15 protein-coding genes and 1 pseudogene are annotated in these 19,440 nt (G+C 59.5%); 11 read left to right on the forward strand and 5 right to left on the reverse strand.

Features of this window, described 5'->3' with window-relative positions; translation table 11 throughout:
- Positions 1-79: 79 nt before the first annotated feature.
- Positions 80-1,105, forward strand: coding sequence for a 4Fe-4S dicluster domain-containing protein (locus HZB23_05695; protein ID MBI5844146.1), 1,026 nt, complete (start codon positions 80-82; stop codon positions 1,103-1,105).
- A complete protein-coding gene (locus HZB23_05700; GenBank protein ID MBI5844147.1) occupies positions 1,102-1,566 on the forward strand; it encodes a FeS-binding protein in 465 nt (154 codons plus the stop codon). Before HZB23_05695 ends, HZB23_05700 begins: the two co-directional genes overlap by 4 nt.
- A gap of 10 nt (positions 1,567-1,576) precedes the next feature.
- Here HZB23_05700 and HZB23_05705 read toward each other — a convergent pair whose 3' ends face one another.
- From HZB23_05705 to HZB23_05715, 3 genes and pseudogenes are all read right to left on the reverse strand, one after another.
- Positions 1,577-2,617: a sensor domain-containing diguanylate cyclase gene (locus HZB23_05705; GenBank protein MBI5844148.1), complete on the reverse strand. Its 1,041-nt coding sequence runs from the start codon at positions 2,615-2,617 to the stop codon at positions 1,577-1,579.
- Positions 2,618-2,621: 4 nt separating this feature from the next.
- Complete coding sequence (locus HZB23_05710) at positions 2,622-2,897, reverse strand: hypothetical protein (protein MBI5844149.1); 276 nt, start codon at positions 2,895-2,897, stop codon at positions 2,622-2,624.
- Positions 2,881-4,083, reverse strand: a pseudogene (locus tag HZB23_05715) (ArsA family ATPase). The gene HZB23_05710 and the pseudogene HZB23_05715 overlap by 17 nt, the downstream one beginning before the upstream one ends.
- Before the next feature lie 439 nt (positions 4,084-4,522).
- Here HZB23_05715 and HZB23_05720 point away from each other — a divergent pair.
- From HZB23_05720 to HZB23_05735, 4 genes are all read left to right on the forward strand, one after another.
- Entirely contained in the window at positions 4,523-5,545 is a 1,023-nt protein-coding gene (locus HZB23_05720; GenBank protein MBI5844150.1) for a PhoH family protein, read from the forward strand.
- Between the two features lie 91 nt (positions 5,546-5,636).
- On the forward strand, positions 5,637-8,231 hold the full coding sequence (locus HZB23_05725; GenBank protein MBI5844151.1) for an HDIG domain-containing protein: 2,595 nt from the start codon (positions 5,637-5,639) through the stop codon (positions 8,229-8,231).
- Complete coding sequence (gene ybeY / locus HZB23_05730) at positions 8,176-8,574, forward strand: rRNA maturation RNase YbeY (GenBank protein ID MBI5844152.1); 399 nt, start codon at positions 8,176-8,178, stop codon at positions 8,572-8,574. Before HZB23_05725 ends, ybeY begins: the two co-directional genes overlap by 56 nt.
- A 256-nt stretch (positions 8,575-8,830) precedes the next feature.
- Positions 8,831-9,310, forward strand: coding sequence for an amino acid-binding protein (locus HZB23_05735; GenBank protein MBI5844153.1), 480 nt, complete (start codon positions 8,831-8,833; stop codon positions 9,308-9,310).
- A gap of 325 nt (positions 9,311-9,635) precedes the next feature.
- On the opposite strand, the gene HZB23_05740 is transcribed toward HZB23_05735, so the two are convergent.
- A complete protein-coding gene (locus tag HZB23_05740) occupies positions 9,636-10,784 on the reverse strand; it encodes an FAD-dependent monooxygenase (GenBank protein ID MBI5844154.1) in 1,149 nt (382 codons plus the stop codon).
- Between the two features lie 119 nt (positions 10,785-10,903).
- Between HZB23_05740 and HZB23_05745 the strand changes: the two genes are divergently transcribed.
- Positions 10,904-12,163, forward strand: coding sequence for an SGNH/GDSL hydrolase family protein (locus HZB23_05745; GenBank protein ID MBI5844155.1), 1,260 nt, complete (start codon positions 10,904-10,906; stop codon positions 12,161-12,163).
- A 4-nt stretch (positions 12,164-12,167) separates the two neighbouring features.
- On the opposite strand, the gene HZB23_05750 is transcribed toward HZB23_05745, so the two are convergent.
- Entirely contained in the window at positions 12,168-13,448 is a 1,281-nt protein-coding gene (locus HZB23_05750; protein MBI5844156.1) for an MFS transporter, read from the reverse strand.
- Between the two features lie 98 nt (positions 13,449-13,546).
- Here HZB23_05750 and HZB23_05755 point away from each other — a divergent pair, with 98 nt between their 5' ends.
- The 4 genes from HZB23_05755 to HZB23_05770 all read left to right on the forward strand — a co-directional run.
- The gene (locus tag HZB23_05755; protein MBI5844157.1) at positions 13,547-16,105 is read left to right on the forward strand and encodes a cation-translocating P-type ATPase; all 2,559 of its coding nucleotides are present in this window, start codon (positions 13,547-13,549) and stop codon (positions 16,103-16,105) included.
- 114 nt (positions 16,106-16,219) lie between these two features.
- Positions 16,220-17,227: a 4-hydroxythreonine-4-phosphate dehydrogenase PdxA gene (gene pdxA, locus HZB23_05760; protein MBI5844158.1), complete on the forward strand. Its 1,008-nt coding sequence runs from the start codon at positions 16,220-16,222 to the stop codon at positions 17,225-17,227.
- A 44-nt stretch (positions 17,228-17,271) separates the two neighbouring features.
- A complete protein-coding gene (locus tag HZB23_05765) occupies positions 17,272-18,669 on the forward strand; it encodes an FAD-binding protein (protein ID MBI5844159.1) in 1,398 nt (465 codons plus the stop codon).
- A partial coding sequence (locus HZB23_05770) for a (Fe-S)-binding protein (protein ID MBI5844160.1) occupies positions 18,662-19,440 on the forward strand: 779 nt, incomplete at its 3' end. The genes HZB23_05765 and HZB23_05770, both read left to right, overlap by 8 nt.

Raw genomic sequence — 19,440 nt, forward strand, 5'->3', positions numbered from 1 at the left:
TGATCCTGTACCGATAATGTTTCTCATCATAAAAAAATCCGGGGTTTAAACGAAGGCCCTTTAAGGCGAAGGATCGGACATGAAAAAAATTTCCAGGCGCGGCTTTTTGAAGGGGGCGGCGGCCACTGCGGGGCTTATGGCGGCGTCCGCCATACCGCTTCCGAGCTCTGCCCGTGGTGCGCAAACCGGGGAACTCGCCACCCTTCTGGACCTTTCCAAATGCATAGGCTGCGGGGCCTGCGTGGAGGCCTGCCGCGAGGTGAACGCCGAAAAATTCCCCGAACCCAAAAAGCCCTTTCCCAAGATGGTCCCGGAAAAAAGGGTGAAGGTTGCGGACTTTTCCGGCAAGCGCGACGTGACCGACCGGCTCACCCCCTACAACTGGCTTTACATCCAAAGCGCCACTGTGGTCCATGACGGCTCGGAAGTCGCGGTGAACATCCCCAGGCGCTGTATGCACTGCGTGAACCCGCCCTGCGCCGACCTCTGCCCCTTCGGCGCGGCAAGGAAGCTCCCAAACGGCATAACACGAATTCACCCGGAGGTCTGCCTGGGCGGGGCCAAGTGCAAGGACGTCTGCCCCTGGGGCATTCCCGAACGCCAGACCGGAGTGGGTCTTTACCTCTCCCTCATGCCCGCTTACGCCGGAAACGGGGTGCTTTATAAGTGCGACAGGTGCTACAACCGCCTCGAAAAGGGCGAAAACCCGGCCTGCATAGACATCTGCCCCGAAGGGGTGCAGGAGATAGGCCCACGGGAGGAGATGATAAAAAAGGCGAAGGAGCTTGCGCTGCAGATGAAGGGCTACTTTTACGGGCTCGATGAAAACGGCGGGACCAACACCTTCTACGTGTCGCCGGTTCCCTTTGATCTTCTGAACAAGGCCGTGGAAAAAGGCCCCGGAAAGCCCCATCTGAAGAAGGTGGAGGACGCCATGGGGAAATCCGAGAACATGGCGAAAGCCATGATCCTGGCCCCCATCGCGGGCCTTGCCGCCGGAGCCCTGGCTTTTGCGAGAACCGTGGACAGGCTGGCGGCCCCAACGGAAGCCGCACCCAAGGCCCCTGAAAAACCCGAAACCGGCAAAGGGGAGGGCCGCTCATGAAAAGCATGGCGTTTCCGGCGAAAAAGGTGATGATGCCCCTCTACGCAATAAGCCTCGCGCTCCTGTTTTTCACGGGCTTCGGCCAGCTTCCCATCTACAGGCGCTATTATTTCAACGAGATTCCCGGCCTTGACTGGTCGGCCAATTTCTACGCCACCCACCTTCTTCACCACGTGGGGGCCATGATCCTGATTTTCGTCGGCACCGCCCTTCTGACCGGTTATATCATCTCCGGCAGGAAGCGCTTCCGTCTTACGGTTTCGGGCTGGGTTCGCACGGTTCTGCTTTCCGCCCTTTTCGTCACCGGGGTTTTCCGGGTTCTGAAAAACATGCCGGACATCACCTTTTCCCCGGAGTTAACCTTTTTCATAGATGTCAGCCACCTGGCCCTTGCCGTGATCTTCATGGTTGCGGGCCTTGCCATGCTTATAGCAAGAAGGCCGTGGCTCAGGGAAAGATAGCGGGCCGCCCTCACGCCCCGACTCCGTCTTTCTGGTTCCGCTTCACTTCAAACATGCGGCGGTCGGCGGCGGCCAGAAGTTCCTCACGGGTTTTGCCGTCAGGGCCGTAAACGGCCAGACCGAAGCTCATGGTGACGTTTGTTCCTCCGCAGTCGGCCAAAACCGGGGTGGAGGCAAACCCGGCCCTTATCCTTTCGCACAGGGCAAGAACCCCTTCGCGGCCCTTGCCGAAAAGCACCATCACGTACTCGTCGCCGCCGTACTTGGCCAGGATGTCGCCCTTTTCCAGGCAGGCCGACATTATGGAGCCTATCTCCTTCAGCGCCGCCGAGCCCGCCATGTGGCCGAAGGTGTCCACCAACTCCTTGAAATTATCAACGTCCGCGAAAACAACGCAGAATCCGGGGCCGCCCTTTTCCGCTTTTTCCACTGCCTGATCAAGAACCCTGTAAAGGTGGCGTGCGTTAAAAAGGCCGGTGTACTCGTCGGTGACGCTTAACTGCTTGATCTTTTCGTAATAGCGGGCGTTTTGCACGGCAACCGCCGCATAGTCGGCAAGAATGGTGAGAAGCGGCAGGCTTTCGGCCTCGAACGCATCGAAATCCCTGATGTTCACTATCTCCAGAATCCCCACGACCCTGCCCCGGCTTTTTAAGGGAATGGCGGCTATGCTTTTTGTGGAAAATCCGGTCAGTTCGTCCACCCTGGAGTTGAAGCGGGGGTCATCACCCGCGTTTACCAGAAGAACCGGTTCCCCTTTCAGGGCCGCGTGACCTGCAACGCCCTCGCCGGGGGCCAGGGTCATGCCCCGGATAAATTCCTTTTTTTCACCCACCACTATGGCGAAAGTGAGCGCGCCGCCTTCCTCGTCCGCCAGCAGAAGCGACCAGTTCCGGGCCGGCACCAGGGAACTCACCCTGTCAAGAATAAGGGCCAGAACCTCATTTAATTCCACGGTGGAGGTAAGGAGCTTTCCCATGGAAATGAAGGTCAAAAGGTCCTCGCCCCTGCATGAGAGGCCGTTTGGCAGTCTAATCGGACGATCAGGCATGTTTTTACTCTATCGTTATGTTTATGATTTTGCTTTTCCTTGCCGTCTCCGGCGCTTCCGCCTGCTTTTGCGCCAGTTTCGCCAGCCTCAGATCAATGAAAAGCCTGGCGGTCGAAAGCGCCCTCGTCTCCGCCTCCAGCAAGAGGGGCCCGGCCCTTTCCTTGAGTATGGATAAGGCCAGGTCCGCTCCCGGCAGGGACATGATCAGCCGGGCCGTTCGCCTGATGACGCCCTTTGGGGGGCTTTGCGGCTTTTTTTTCTTTTCACGCTTTCTTGCCATGTTTTTCCCCCTCGAAATAAACGCACAGAAAGTCGCCCTCGAATTTCGCCTTCACCGCCTTGGCCGCCGCCACGTGCATGGGAAGCAGGACGTGGCGCTTGACGCTTCCCACCCTTATGATGAGTTCCTCCTTGGTGCGGTTGACCGTGACGTCCCTTTTTTCGGCAAAGGGGAGCTTTATGGCAAGCCTGTAGACGCCGTCCTTCTTGGATAGCTCGTAGGCCCTTTCGTCGTGGAATCGGGTTAAAGGCGAGCGGTCGCCGTAGAGCCTTTTCCCAAGCTCGTTCAGGCTGTCGTAGCCAAGGACCTCGCCCGGAAAAAGGTCCACGGAAAAAACAGGCACGGGCGCGAAGGTCTCCACGGCCTTTCTCATGTACATGGCCTGGTTTTTCTTCCAGCCCTGAAAATAGCCGTCCGCCACTTTTTGGGGAAGCATCCGGTTCATAATCACGCAGTCCACGTGCATCCGGTAAAGGGTGAAGTACATGAAGGCGCGCTGGGTCTCGGCCAGCACTATCTTTTCCGGGTTGGCCACAAGGCGCACGGTGGTTATGTCCGGGTCGGCCAGAATCTTCTCTACTCCCCTTATTTTCTAGAAAAGGGTCTTAATGCCCCCGCAACAGTTGTCACCGGGAAGCGGCGCGTTGGTGAGGCGCTGGACCACGGGCCGGGCCACCTTCATAACGTTCCTTTCCAGGTTGAAGAATTTTTTCATGTACCATTCAAGGGCCGTGGGGATGGATATGAAGCGCACGGCCTCGCCGGTGGGGGCGGAATCGAGCACTATGACGTCGTAGGTTTTTTCGGTGACGTAGAGGTTGATTTTAAGGAGCAGGGAAAGCTCCTCCATGCCCGGAAGGATGGCCAGTTCCTCCGCCATTACCTCCTCCACCCCGGCGGCGGTTATGACCTTGGAGATGTAGGCGTGGATTTCCCCCCAGTCCTTTTTCAGCTCCTCCTGGATGTCCAGCTCCTGAATCCACAGGTTTTCCGCAACGTTGAACGGCTCGCCCCGGTTCTGGTCCAGAAGGGACCGGGGCAGATCGAAGATGTCCGCCAGGTTGTGGGCGGTGTCGAGGCTTAGGACCAGGGTCCTGTGGCCAAGGGCGGCGGACCTTATGCCCGTGGCGGCGGAGGAGCTTGTCTTGCCCACCCCGCCCTTTCCGGCGAAAAAAATTATCCTCATAAGCTCCTTCCTTTGAGCGGCTGGATAGTATCGAATTTTAAGCATATCAAACCCCGGCCTTTGGGGCAAGCGGATGAAATGGCAGAGCAGGGGCTTTCCTGATATAATTTGCTTTAAGGGTCTTGACGATGATATGGTGAAATGGTTAACAGCTCCGGTCGGAAAAAACCGGCCCCCGGAAAAGGCGTAAAAACCTTTGTCCGGGATTAAGAGCTTATCCATAAATAATATTTGCATTCGATTGAGGCTTCATCCCGGAAAGCTTTGTTGCGCTCCTTACGGAATAGCTCGCTATGCCGCAAGGAGACGCGCCTTGCTTTCCGGGCGAATCCTCAATCTCGGTGCGACAATCTTATTTATGGATAAGCTCTTAGACGGTCCGGTCCGTATCCAAACCGGGTCGCAAGGAGCCCGAGGAACAATTTCAAGCGGCGCCCAAATGGGAAAACAGACAGACCTATCAGAGCAGAACCGGGCCAGGATTCAACTTGTCTTTGAAGACAACGACCTGGCCCAGCGGCTTTTCGGCCAGGAAAACGAGCACCTTTTGCGGGTCGCAAAAGCCCTTGACCTCACGATAAGCGCGCGCGGCAACAAGGTTACGGTGGAGGGCGACGCGTCCGAAGCCGAGCTTGCCCGAAGCGTCCTCACCCAGCTCTACGGCATAGTGAGGGAGGGCCACGCCCTCTATCACTCCGACATCGACCGGGCCGTTTCGATTCTCTCCGCAGACCACAAGGCGAGCCTGAAGGACGTTTTTCTGGAAACCGTCTGCTTCACGGCCAAAAAGCGTCCCATCTGCCCCAAGAGCTTAAACCAGAAAGCCTACATCGAGGCCATCAGAAACAACGACATGGTCTTCGGCATAGGGCCTGCGGGAACGGGCAAGACCTATCTTGCCATGGCCATGGCCGTGGCGGCCTTCAGCAAGGGCCTGGTTGACCGCATCGTGCTCACCCGACCGGCTGTGGAGGCGGGAGAGGCCCTGGGCTTTCTTCCGGGAGACCTGGCCGAAAAGGTCAACCCCTACCTTCGCCCCCTCTACGACGCCCTCCACGACATGGTGTCCTTTGAAAAGGCCGGGGCCTGGATGGAAAAGGGCGCAATAGAAGTGGCCCCCCTGGCCTTCATGCGGGGCCGGACCCTGAACAACGCCTTCATAATCCTGGACGAGGCCCAGAACACCACAAGCGAACAGATGAAGATGTTCCTCACCCGCATCGGGTTCAACTCCAAGGCCGTTATAACGGGCGACATAACCCAGATCGACCTTCCCAACTCCAAGGCTTCGGGCCTTATCGAGGTGAAGGAAATACTGAAGGACATACCGGGCATCAATTTTACCTTCTTCACCAAAGAAGACGTGGTCCGTCACAGGCTCGTGTGCGACATCATAAGGGCCTACGAGGAACTCGAAGCAAGGAAGGCGGCCCAGAAGGGGCCCGTCGGCCAAGATCGTTAACCATACCGGATATGCGGCCTGAGCGAATACGGCGTGCGCCCTGGGGCGTTTCCCGTTTTTATCAGGAAGGCAGGCCCGGCAAGGAACATACATGCAGCCCCTTTTGAACATCATCGCGGTTTCCGCGTTTTTCGGAAAAATCCTTCCGGCGGGGCTTATGCCCGCCAACTTCAGGCGGGCCCTTCCCACGGGCGACCGCCCGGCCGTCCTGATGCTGGCCCTGGTGGCCCTTGCCCTGGCCCTCCTGGTCTCCCCCAAGAGCCTTTCGGACATCCCCGCGTACAACAGGGGAGACGTTGCGGCCCAGGACTACAAGGCCCCGCGCGACTTCACGGTGGAGAACAGCGCCGCCACCAAGGCGGCCAAAAACAGGGCCGCGTCATCGGTACTGCCCGTTTACGATTTTGACGAGGCCCATGCCGAAACCACGGTGGCGGGCGTCAACCATGCGTTTTCGGAGATGTACGACGTGGCAGTCCTGCCGGAGATTCGCGCCAAGCTCCACGAGGAGCGCATGGCCGAGTACAGGCAGGCGCTTGCCGAATACGAGGCCAAGTACAAGGAATACAGGCGGGGGATAAGGGCGTTCCAGGAAAGAAACCCGTCGGACGACACCAAAAGCCTCGCCCCCGTGGCCCCTGCCGCCCCAAGGAAGCCGCCCGACCCGGACAGGGTGGACGCGGTTCTTTTGGGCATGAAGCCCGATTTCGAGAAAAGGCTGGGCTTCGAGGTAAGCGACGGGGCCTACTCCGTACTGGTCAGGGAGCGTTTCGACCCGGCCATTGCCGAGCGTATAGGCCAGATAGTGACCACCATCATGGACGGAGGGGTGGTGGGCAACCCGGAGGACCTCCTGGCGGAAGCCGACAGGGGAATCATCCTAAGGACCCTCCCAGGCGGAAGCGAGGAAAAGGAAATCGCATTAAAGCGGTTCTACGGCCCGGACCAGGCCAAGATGGCGGTGCGCAAAAAAGGCGACCCGATCCTCAGGAACTTGAACTACGCCCTCATGAACGCCATACTGGAAATTTCCCAGGGCCTGGTTTCCCGCCCCAACATGAGCCCCAACAGGGCGGAAACGGAAAAGCGCCGCCGGCTTGTGATGGACGAGGTGCCGCCGGTTCTCGTGCAGGTGAAGGCGGGGGAAATGCTCATCAGGGAAGGCGAGCGGGTGGGGCCCGAACACCTGGTGAAACTGAAAGCCCTGGCGTCCGGTTCCGGCCAGACCAGGGCCATGACCCGAAGCCTGGGAATCGGGATGCTGGTTCTGGCCTTCCTCCTAAGCTTCTACTTCGTGAACTTCAGGCAAAGGGAAGGCTCCCCAAGGCGCAAGACCAAGGACCTCTTCCTCATCTGCCTCATCCTGGTGTCCTTTTTTCTCATCGCCAAGGTTTTCCTGTCCCTATCCTACGCCATCGTACACCCGGAAACGGGGCTGCCGCTGCCCTCGCCAACCCTCTACTCAGCGCCCATGGCCGCCGCCGCCATGGTGGCCTGCGTGTTTCTGGGCCTGCGTTGCGCCATGCCCCTGGCGGGCATACTCTCATTTTCGGTGGCGGCGCTTTTCGGCCACGCTTTCGAGACCTGGGCCTTCTTCCTGACAAGCGGAATACTTGCAGCCTTCTGGGTCAGCGCCTGCCGGGAGCGCAACGTGTTCATAAAGGCCGGGCTCAGAATAGGCATAGTGAACATCTGGCTCGTGTTCGGGCTTTATCTGGCCAAAGGGGCGGTCTTCGGCCCGGCCTTTTTTTACGACACCACGGCGGCCTTTCTGGGCGGGCTTCTGTCGGGAATCCTAACCGCAGGCATAGTGCCCCTGATCGAGCTCTTCTTTTCCTACACCACCGACATAAAGCTCCTGGAGCTGGCCAACCTGGACCGGCCCATAATGAAGCGCCTCATGATGGAGGCGCCCGGCTCCTACCACCACAGCCTCATCGTGGGCTCAATGGTGGAGGCCGCAGCCAGCCAGATAGGGGCCAACCCGCTCCTGGCAAAGGTGGGGGCCTATTACCACGACATCGGAAAGATAAAAAAGCCGCTCTATTTCATCGAAAACCAGATGGACGGGAAAAACCGCCACGACAAGCTGGCCCCAAACCTTTCGAGCCTCATCCTTGTGGCCCACGTGAAGGACGGCGTCGAGCTGGCGGAAGAACACGGCCTTGGCACGGTTATTAGGGACATGATAGCCCAGCACCACGGAACGAGCCTGATCCAGTATTTTTACGACAAGGCCATGTTTCTCGCCCAGCAGAAGGGCGAGGAGCAGGTGACCGAGGACGAGTTCCGCTACCCCGGACCCAAGCCCCAGACCAAGGAGGCCGGTCTCGTGATGCTGGCCGACGTGGTGGAGGCCGCCAGCCGCACCCTGGACAACCCCACGCCCTCGCGGGTCCAGGGGCTTGTCCAGCGCCTCATAAACAAGATATTCTCCGACGGCCAGCTGAACGAATGCGAGCTTACGTTGAAGGACTTGAACGAGATCGCCCGCACCTTCAACAAGATTCTGGCGGGAATCCATCACCACAGGATCGAGTACGCGGACCAGGGCGTCAAAACCAACGGAAAAGGGAAAAAGACCGGTGCCGGTGCTGATAACAAACCGTCAAAGGACGCGCAGGATTCCGATAAGGAAACTACAAGGCCGAATACAGGAGCTCTTAAACGCCTTGGGGTGTCCTGAGGGCGAAGTCTCGGTTTCCATAGTGGATGACGCCGAAATGGCCGACTTGAACAGGCAGTACCGGAAAAAGCGCGGCCCCACCAATGTTTTGTCCTTTCCTATGAACGAGGGAGAGGGCGCGGGCTTGAATCCCCTTCTCCTGGGCGACGTGGTGATTTCCGCCGACACGGCCTTTTCCGAGGCCGAAATCGGGAAAACAACCATGACGGCGCGGCTCACAGAGCTTTCCATCCACGGGGTGCTTCATCTTCTGGGCCACGACCACGCAACCTTGAAGGAGGCCTCCGCAATGGAGGCCCTGGAGAGGGCGATGTACAAGAGGGTCACCCAAACAATCCCTTGACGCCGTTCATCCTCAGGATTTTTTCATAATGTGGCTCTTATCAATTTTCAGCATACGTTGAATGAAAAGGCAAAAAATCCCCCGGATCGTCACCCCGGCGTAGGCCGGGGTCCAGAAATAAACTGCGAACGGCAAAAAGACTGGATTCCGGCCTACGCCGGAATGACGGATTGAGGAGCTTTTCTGCTTTCATATTGCCCACATAAAAGAGCTGTGAATTCTTAATAGCCACGTTTCATAATGAAAGGTGCGAAAAATGGTCAGAACCGAAATCAGCCTGTTTTTGAAAAATCAGCCGGGCGAGCTTGGAAAGCTGGCCCAGCTTTTTTTCGAGGCCGGAATCAACATAGACGCCATGACCATCCAGGACGCGAGCGAGTACGTGAGGCAGCTTTTCAACGCGCGCGGGCGCTCCATAAGGCGCATTGCCTCACCGGCCAATTACAACTCCATGCAGAAGGACTCGGTGGAATACGCCCTCATAAGGGTTCTGGTGGACAAGACCGATCAGGCGGTGGACCTTCTTGGCGTAAACGAGTACGAATTCGACGTGAGCCCGGTCATAGCGGTGGAACTTGCCAACAAGCCCGGAATGCTGGCCCAGCTTGCGGCCTCCTTCGGAAGCGAGGGCATCAACATCCGCTACGTATACGGCTCCGGCCTTCCCAACTCCAACAACGCCCTCTATGTTTTCTGCCCGGAGGATATGGACCTTGCGGTGAAGATATTGAAGTAGGGGGTAATTGCAAAACCTCCCGAAATGGCAAATTTGGCGTAGGTTGGGTGGTTCTGCGCGCAGCGCAAGTTCACCCAACATTTTTTTGCGCAGCCCTCGTTGGGTGAACTTGGGGCCTTCGGCCCGGAACCACCCAACCGCGAGTTTTTGCAATTACATAAATTTACATGGTTCTGAACTATTCTCAGCAAGGCGGTTTTTCCTGGGAGCGCGGGCGTCTCGCCCGCTTTTGCAGCGTAATGCGGGCGAGACGCCCGCGCTCCCAGGGTAAGAGTTCCCTGTTCATTCTACCGCAAAGCTGCGAATAGTATAGAGCCCCGTAAATTTATTTCGGGTTCTTCCCGTACTTCACCGAAACTAGGCTTGAGGACAGGAGCGAAAGCCCCGCGAACAGAGGGAAAAGGATAGCTATGGTGGCTGCGTTGTGGCCCCTTATCAGGCCCTCGGTGATGGGGCGGTGAAGGAATTTGAGGGATAAAAGCCTGCCCCCCGGCTCAGGGTAGGCGTAGGCCCTTGGCGCGAACCATGCCAGGAACCGTACGTTGGCCATGAAAGGGCGAAGGCCCTTCTCGTATCTATGGCGCGCGGATTCGGGCGGGCCGGACAAAATGGCCCGCGACGCAGCCTTGGCGGTAAAGAGGGCGTGATAGATGCCCTCCCCGGTCATAGGGTCGGCGAAGCCGCCCGCGTCCCCCAGAAGCAGCACCGGGGCTCCCGAACCCATGCGATACCCGCCGAAGGGAATGGACCCGCCGGTAACCTCGCGGCCTTTTAGATCGAGGCCCAGCCTGTCCTTGAGGTACCTGGCCAGATAGGGCTTGAGCCCCCCTTCAGGCAGGTCCCCCACCGTGTAGACCCCCAGGTTGCAGGTTTCATCGTCGTAGGGAAAGATCCAGCCATAGCCAAGGGGCGCGGCCCCTCCGTCGAAGATCACCCTTCCCGAAGCCCTGCGGCACGAAACCCCGTCCACCATCATGGCCGTGGCCGAATACGGAACCGTGCCCCCGAAGCTCCTGCGCACCCTGCTTCCGGCCCCGTCGGCCCCGGCAAGGCGCTGGCTTCTGAAAACCCCGGCCTCGGTTTCAACCGTGAATACCCCGCCGGAATAAGCGGCCCTTTGCACCTGGGCGCGGATTATCGGGATGGAGTTTTTTTCGGCAAGCTCCTCAAGGCTTTTCTGGAAGGCGGCCCTAAGGTTTACCGCCATCACCGGCTTTTTGGCCGTGAATCGGTTTATGTGGCGGGGCGGGGCGTTTCCCTCCAGCACGTACCAAAAGCGCCCGCAGTCGATATCGAGCCCAAGGCTTTTTATGAGCTTCAAGGCCCTGGGTGTGATGCCGCCGCCGCAGGCCTTTTTTACGGGCCTCTCCCTTCTCTCCAGGACCAGGGGCTCCATGCCCGCCCTTTTCAGCAAAAGGGCGAGGACGAGCCCCGAAGGCCCCCCGCCCGCTATGATGCACTGGTGGATTTTCATTCCGCTCCGCTTTTCCGCGTCCCCCGCCCCTGCTCAAAGTCCGGGCCTTGTCCGAATCTTAGTTTTGAGATAATGTGCATGACAGATTCCATGACACCAAACTTTCTTCCAGGGCTCCCATGACGCGAGCGGCAAAAAAAAGGCTCATCTTTTCAGCCGTCATGCTCTTCGCAGCCGCCGTCCTTTTGGAGGGCGCGTGTTTCGCCCTTCTCACCATTTTGGACGCAAAAAGCGGCATGGGCCTTTACAAGGCCCTGATGCTAAGGCGGGCCGAGCTTGCCTGGGCCTGGGGGGACAGGGTCTATTGCAGCGTCTTTGACCCCATAACCCAGGTCCGCCACAAGCCCGGAACCAGCTATTACGGGCTTCGGGTGAACGAAAACGGCTACATCGAAAACGGAAACCCCGACCCCGCCCTTTCCGCCTGGCCCGAAAAACCCGCCGGAACCGTCCGGGTGGCCCTTCTGGGCGGCTCATCCACGGCGGGCTACGGGGTTTCGGACAACTCCGATACCATAGCCGCCATCCTGGAAAGGCGCTTGAACCTCGCCTACGGAGGGCCCGAAAGGCGGTTCCAGGTTCTGAACCTCGGTTTCGCCGGGGGCTATTCCGCCATGGAGGCGGCCCTTTTCATGAACCAGGTGATTTACTTGGTGCCCGACGCGGTGATTTTTCTGGACGGCTACAACGACGTTTTCAACGCCCTTTTCGAGCACCAAAGAAACCGCCTGCCCCATCCCCTCTTAAACTGGTTCGACTACTCCTATGCAACCTTCGCGGCCATGAACGGCTACCCGGAGCGCCCCTGGCCGAGGCTCAAGGTTCTCACCTGGTTCAGCGTGTCAATCGCAAGGCTTTCCCAGGCCATCCTCCCAAGGGACGTCACGGAACTCTACGAGGGCTATCCCCACTATCGACTGAGCGGGCGCATCGCAGCCCTTCACCCGTACCTTGAAAACGTCGCGCTGAACAACCTGGAGGCCGTGGCCTCGTACTGCGCCGTAAACAAAATTCCGGCCATTTTCTGTCTCCAGCCCCAGCCCCTTTCGGGCGGAAAAAAACTCACCGCCGAGGAAAAGGCGGGCATAAAGGACTGGTTCGACAGGTTTTCCGCCTTAAGCCCTTTTATCGACACGAAAAAAATGATTTCCGAAACCAACGCGGCCTTCGGGGCCCTTGAAAAACAATACGAAATATCGGGGAAAAAATTCGCCCCCTGGCCCCACGTGAGGTTCGTGAGCCTTACGGGCCTTTTCGCGTCCGAAACCGAAACCGTTTACGTGGACAGCCTCCACACCAACGAGCGCGGCAACGCCCTTTTCGCCGAACGATACTTCACCGACTTAACGGATGTCCTCAATCTTTCAGCCCGTCCCTGAAAGCCTATCCCCTTGCCGCCTCCGCGCCCTTTTTCGGGTCCACCCGCCACAGAAGCGCAGCTCCTGCCGCGAACATTACTATCAGGCTCACTATGGAAAATCTGCTCGCGCCTGTCAACCGGCTCATGACGGCGAACAGTAGCGGCCCGAAGATTCCCGCCATTTTATCGGAAGTCGAAAAAAATCCGAAGAACTCCGAGGCCTTTTCAACGGGGACCATGGACGCGAAAAGCGAACGCGAAAGAGCCTGGGTGCCGCCCTGGACGGTGCCCACCGCCACGGCCAGCATGTAGAAATGAAGGGGGGTCTTCATGAAATAACCGAAAACGCAGATTCCGGTGTAAACGGCTATCCCGAAAAGCACCAGGGGCTTGGCCCCGAAGCGGGAGGCCAGGGCCCCGAAGGCGAAGGCGAAGGGGATTCCCACGAACTGGGTTATTACGAGCGCCGCCATCATGTGGGTTATGCCTATGCCAAGCTCGCTCCCGTAGGCCGTGGCCATCTTTATTATGGTGCCTATGCCGTCGTTGTAGAGCCAGAAGGCCAGCAGAAACAGGAAGACCTCCCGGTAGCGCCGGATTTCCCGGAAGGTTCCGTAAAGCCTGCCGAAGCCCTCCCGCACCAGTTCCCCGAAAGCCAGGGCCGGGCCTTCCGGGGCGGGCTCCGGCACCCTTCTGAAAAAGGGGATGGAAAAGAGCACCCACCAGACGGCCACGCTTACAAAGGACGCCTTAACCGCAAAGGCCTTTCCGGGCATCCCGAATTTTTCCGGGTAAAGCACCCACAGAAGGTTCACAACAAGGAGTATCCCGCCTCCGACATAACCCAGGGCGTAGCCCCTTGCCGACACCCGGTCCAGGTCTGCGGGCCGGGCTACGGTTGGAAGAAGCGACTCGTAAAAGGCGTTGGCCCCGGCAAAGCCCATGTTGGCGCAGACAAACAGGAAGGCGGCGAACACCCAGCCGCCCTCGCCGATGAAGACGAAAAGAACCGTGGCCGCAGCCCCGATCCCGGTGAAAAGGGCGGTCATCCTCTTGCGGTTTCCGGCCCGGTCGCTCATGGCCCCCAGGACCGGCGACAAAAAGGCCATGACGAGCAGTGAAAACGCGGCGGTGAGGCCCCACAGGGCGGTGGCGTCCGCCTCGGCCTTTCCTGCGGATATGGCGATCTGCCGGAAAAAGGGCGGAAAAAGGGCCGCCATCACTGTGGTGGTGAAGGCCGACACCGCCCAATCGTAGAGGCACCAGGCGTTCACCCGCTTCCGGTAGTCAATCTCCGCGTCCATTTACCATCTTTCCCTTAGAATTTGAGCCTGCCCGGCGGATGTGCTATGGTCGGCCAGAAAATTTTGGCATTACATCACCGATAATTTACGGGAGCAAGATGAAACCGGATAACCTTTGCGCCACAGGCCAGCCCTTTCCGGGCCTTTCCAGCGAACAGGCGGCGCTGAAACTGACCACGGAGGGCTTTAACGAACTTCCCTCGGCGAAGAAAAGGGGCCTTTTGAGGCTCGCCTTCGAGGTTGCAAGCGAGCCCATGTTCCTGCTTCTGGTGGGCTGCGGGGCGCTCTACCTCACCCTTGGGGAGCTTTCCGACGCCCTGGTCCTTCTGGGCTTCGTGTTCGTGGTGATGGGCATAACCCTTTACCAGGAGCGCAAGACCGAGCGCGCCCTGGAGGCTTTGCGCGACCTTTCCAGCCCCCGCGCCCTGGTTGTGCGTGACGGGGTGGCCCGGCGAATTCCGGGCAGGGAGGTGGTGACGGAGGACATCCTCTGCCTCTGCGAGGGTGACCGTGTTCCGGCTGACGCGGTGGTTCTGGAAGGATCGAACCTCACGGTGGACGAGTCGCTTCTAACAGGCGAGTCCGTGCCCGTGCGCAAGCGCGCCGACCTTTCGGCCAGCGAAATGGGGCCTCCGGGTGGCGACGCCACCCCCCACGTCTTTTCCGGCACCCTGGTGGTGGCGGGCCACGCCACAGCGCGGGTTCTCGCCACCGGCATAAATTCGGAACTCGGAAAAATCGGCCGGGCGCTTTCGGAAACGACCCAGGAGCCCACCAGGATAGAGCGCCAGACCGCCCGCCTGGTAAAGATTGTGGCGCTTATGGGGCTCTCCCTGGCCGCCTTGGTGGTGGTGGTTTACGGGCTCACGCGGGGCGACTGGGCCCACGGGGTGCTTGCCGGAATCACCCTTGCAATGTCCCTTCTGCCCGAGGAATTCCCGGTGGTGCTCACCATCTTCCTGGCCCTGGGGGCGTGGAGGATAAGCCGGAACAACGTTCTTACGCGCAGGATGCCCGCAGTTGAAACCCTTGGGGCCGCCACGGTTTTATGCGTGGACAAGACCGGCACCCTCACGGAAAACTCCATGACAGTCGCCCGGATATTCGCCCAGGGCCGGTTTTTCGACACCATTTATAAGGACGGGCAAAAGGCGTCCCACCTGGAAGAAACCTTCCATACCCTAGCCGAGTTCGCCATTCTGGCCAGCCAGAAAGACCCCACCGACCCCATGGAAAAGGCCCTGACCCGCCTTGGTGAAAACTGCCTCGCCCACACCGAGCATCTGCACGCTGATTGGGAGCTTGTGAAGGAATACCCGCTTTCGGAAACCCTTCTGGGCCTTTCCCACGTGTGGATTCACACGGAAACCGACACCTACGTGGTGGCGGCCAAGGGCGCGCCCGAAGCGGTGTGCGATCTTTGCCACCTTCCGGACCCGGAAAGGGACGAAATCGGCCGGTGCGCAGAGATCATGGCAAAAGACGGCCTTCGGGTTCTGGGCGCGGCCAGGGCGACCTTTGCAGGAGCCGATCTTCCGCCCGAACAGCATGATTTCGCCTTCGAGTTTCTTGGGCTTGTGGGTTTTTCGGACCCCGTGCGACAGGGCGTACCGGAGGCCGTGGCCCAGTGCCAAAGGGCCGGGGTAAGGGTGGTAATGATAACGGGCGATTACCCGGTGACCGCCCAGAGCATCGCCAAAAAAATCGGTATTCAAAATTTCCAGGAGGTAATAACCGGGCCGGAGTTGAACCTTTTAAGCGAGGACGAGCTTGCGGCCCGGCTCAAGACGGTGAACATCTTCAGCCGGGTTGTTCCCGAACAGAAGTTGAAAATCGTCAACGCCTTCAAGAAAAACGGCGAAGTTGTGGCCATGACCGGCGACGGCGTGAACGACGCCCCGGCCCTGAAAGCCGCCCACATAGGCGTGGCCATGGGCCAGAGGGGAACGGACGTGGCCAGGGAGGCGGCGGGGCTGGTTCTTCTGAACGACGATTTCGGGAGCATCGTGGCCGCCATAAGGCTTGGCCGCCGCATCTACGAAAACCTCAAAAAGGCAATGGCCTACATTTTCGCGGTCCACGTGCCCATAGCCGGCATGAGCCTTCTTCCGGTGATCCTCGGAAAGCCCCTGGTGCTTTTCCCCATCCACATAGCCTTTCTGGAACTCATCATCGACCCCACCTGCACCATAGCCTTCGAGGCCGAGCCGGAGGACGCCGAAACCATGAACCGGCCCCCGCGCAATCCCCAAGACCCCCTTTTCAATTCAAGGCTCATTCTCACCGGGCTTTTGCAGGGCTTCGTGGTTCTTGGCGTGGTTTACGCCATCTACGCAGTCACCCTTCACCGGGGCATGGGGGAAAAGGAGGCAAGAGCCTTGACCTTCACCACCCTCATAATCGCCAACCTTGGCCTCATCCTCACCAACCGCAGCTTTTCCCGGATCATAGTAAAAACCCTTTTCGAGAAAAACCCGGCGGTCTGGTGGGTGGTGGGCGCGACCCTGGCCTTTCTGGGCGCGGTGCTCTACGTGCCCTTTCTGCGGAACCTGTTCAACTTAAGCTACCTCCACGCAAACGACCTTGCGCTGTGCTTCGGCGCGGGCCTTACAAGCATAGTCTGGTTCGAGGCCGTGAAACTTTTCAGGAGACGCTGACTTTCGTTGCGAACATAGGCGGAATCATCTATAATTTAAGTTTGCGGAGTCATCTCATCCCCTCACACGGGGAAATTTTGCGAGTCGATCAAGGATCAAAGGAAGGAGCCTTTAATGGACCCTCGCCCCATAATCGGAATCACCATGGGAGACCCCGTGGGGATAGGGCCTGAGATAACGGTGAAGGCCCTGGCCTCGCCCGATCTCTACAACGTGTGCCGCCCCCTGGTCCTTGGCGACAAGGGGGTCCTTGAATGGGCCTCCCTTCGCATGGGGCCCGCGCCCTCCATGAACCCCATAAGCGATCCGGCCCAGGGCCGCTACGAGCCGGGCTTGATCGACGTGGCCGACCTCTCGGCCCTGGACTGCAAAAGGCTCCTGCCGGGCGCCCCCACCAGGGAAACTGGCCGGGCCATGGTTCACTACATCATGCGGGCCATCGAATGGGCCATGGAAGGCAAGATCGGCGGCGTGGCCACCGGCCCCATCCACAAGGGGGCCATGAACGCGGCGGGCTTCAGCTACAACGGCCACACGGAAATCTTCGCCGAAAAAACCGGCACCAGGGAATACGTCATGATGCTGGCCGGAGCGCGCCTCCGGGTGGTATTGGTCACCATCCACACCGCCCTTTCAAAGGTTCCAGCGGCCATCACCGAAGAGAGGATTCTCTCCACCATACGCGTCACCCACAGGGCCTTGAAGGAGCGCTTCGACATCCCGCGCCCGCGCCTTTGCGTTGCGGCCCTGAACCCCCACGCCGGGGAGGAGGGCCTTTTCGGGGACGAGGAGGAGAAAATCATCATCCCGGCGGTCAAAAAGGCCAAGGCGGAGGGCATGAGCGTAACCGGGCCCTGCCCCGCCGACACACTTTTCTATCACGCGGTGAAGGGCGGCTGCGACGCGGTGGTGTGCATGTACCACGACCAGGGGCTCATCCCCTTCAAGCTCCTGCACTTTGAGGACGGCGTCAACACCACCCTGGGCCTCCCGATAGTGCGCACTTCGGTTGACCACGGCACGGCCTACGACATAGCCGGAACCGGCAAGGCGGGCGCGGAAAGCCTGATGGCCGCCGTGCGCATGGCGGCTGTGCAGGCGAGGTGCCTTAAAGCGAAGTGATGAAAAAACGCCGGGCCACGCCTGATCGGCGGAAAGGATGACCCATGAAGGGAATGGCAAGGGATCTGCGAAAAATCGTGCCGGGAAACTGCGTTCTTTCGGAGCCCGAAGACCTTCTGGCCTACGCCTCGGACGCAACGGCGGACCTGTGCAAGCGCCCGCCGGACGCGGTGGTGATTCCGGCCAACGCGGCTGATGTCGCCAAGGTAATGCGCTACGCCTTTTCGAACGGGGTGCCGGTCACCCCTCGCGGGGCGGGCTCCGGGCTGGCGGGCGGGGCCACCCCGGTCATGGGCGGCATAGTTCTCGACATGAAGCGCATGAACAAGGTCATCGAGGTCAACCGCCGCAACATGACCGCCACCGTGGAGGCCGGGGTCGTCCTGAACTCCTTCAAGGAGTTGATCGCCAGGGAGAGCCTCTTCTACCCGCCCGACCCCCAGAGTGCGGCGGTCTGCACCATAGGCGGCAACGTGGCCACCAGGGCCGGGGGGCCAAGGGGAGTCAAGTACGGCACCACAAGCAACTACGTGCTTGGGCTTACGGCGGTGCTCCCGGACGGCGAGATCATCAAGGCGGGCGGAACCTGCGTAAAGCAGAGCGTGGGCTACGACATCACCCACCTTTTCACGGGAAGCGAAGGCACGCTTGGGGTCATCACCGACGTAAATCTCAGGCTCCTGCCCCTTCCGCCCGCTTCGGCCACGGCAATGGTGGTGTGCGCCACAACCGAGCAGGCGGCGCAGATAGTCTCGGACATAATCGCCGCCGGAACCGTGCCCGCCATGCTGGAGTTTTTAACCCTCATGGCGGCGGCCACCATGAACCAGACCCTGGCCCAACCCCTGCCCTTAACCGGCCAGGCCTATCTTCTGATGGAGATCGACGGCACCGAGGCCGGGGTTAAAGCCAACTGCGAGGTTCTGACCGACCTTTGCACAAAAAGCGGGGCCCAGGAGGTGCGGATAGTCAGCGACCCTGCGGAGGCGGCGGGCTACTGGAAGGCCAGGGCCAGCCTTTATCCCCTCATTCTGACCATGGTAACCAAGACCATAATAGAGGATGTCACGGTTCCGCGCGACAGGCTGCCGGAGTTCGTGAAGCGCATCCAGGACCTTTCCGCTAGGCTTGGTGTGATGATTGGGATAGCTGGGCACGCCGGGGACGGAAACATGCACCCGTCCATCCTTTTCGGCGAGGTGAACGAAAAGACCCTGGCCCAGGCGGAAGAGGCCGTGGAAGAGATAGTCAGAACCGGCCTGGACCTGTGCGGAACCATTTCCGGCGAACACGGCATAGGGCTTCACAAGGCCCGCTTCCTGGAATGGGAGATGGGAAAAACCCAGGTGGCCCTCATGAAGCGCATCAAGGCGGCGTTCGACCCAAAGAGCATAATGAACCCCGGTAAAATCTGGCTTTGGGGGAAAACGGAAAATGACTGACCTTGAATCATTTCGCGCGTTGATGAACAAGTGCTCAAGCTGCGCCTTCTGCCAGGCCACCTGCCCGTCCTTTTCGGCGGACATCACGGAATCCCTCATGCCCCGCGCCCGCATGGCAGTAATAAGGGCCTGCCTTCTGGACAAGACCATGCCCTTGACGCGCCGGGCGAAAAAAATCATCAACCAGTGCCTTTTGTGCGGAAACTGCACCAGGACCTGCCCGGCGTCCATCCCTGTCGAGGAGATGGCGGCCCTGGCAAAGGAAATGATCGGCGGCCCGGATTTCCTTACGGGCATGGTGACGAAAAAATTCATGGAAGGCCGGGGACTTACCGGGCTTTTGCGCCTCTCGGCCAACCTGGGCCGCGCCATGGGAATCTCCCCCAAGGAGGTTCCGGCCTTTGCGGCTGAACAGTTCGCGCCCTCGGACGCCTTTTATCCGGCTATTGGAGACGAGCGGGCCAGGGTGGTCTATTTCGTGGGCTGCGCCGCCAACAGCCTTTACCCCCAAACGGCAAAAGACGTGGTGGACGTGCTGACGAAAAACGGGGTGGCGGTAACAGTCCCGGCGGGAATCACCTGCTGCGGCCAGGCGGCCTATTCTTCGGGGGACCTTAAAAACGCGGCGCGGCTCGTCTCGGTCAACGCGGAAGTTCTTGGGGGGGCGGACACGGTCATCACCGAGTGCACGAGCTGCGCACATTTTTTCAGGTCCAAGGCCGCGAAAGTCGCGGGCGACGATCACCCGTCCATCGAAAAGATCAGGGCTTT

This window comes from Deltaproteobacteria bacterium, assembly GCA_016235345.1.
GTDB lineage: Bacteria > Desulfobacterota > Desulfobacteria > Desulfobacterales > Desulfatibacillaceae > JACRLG01.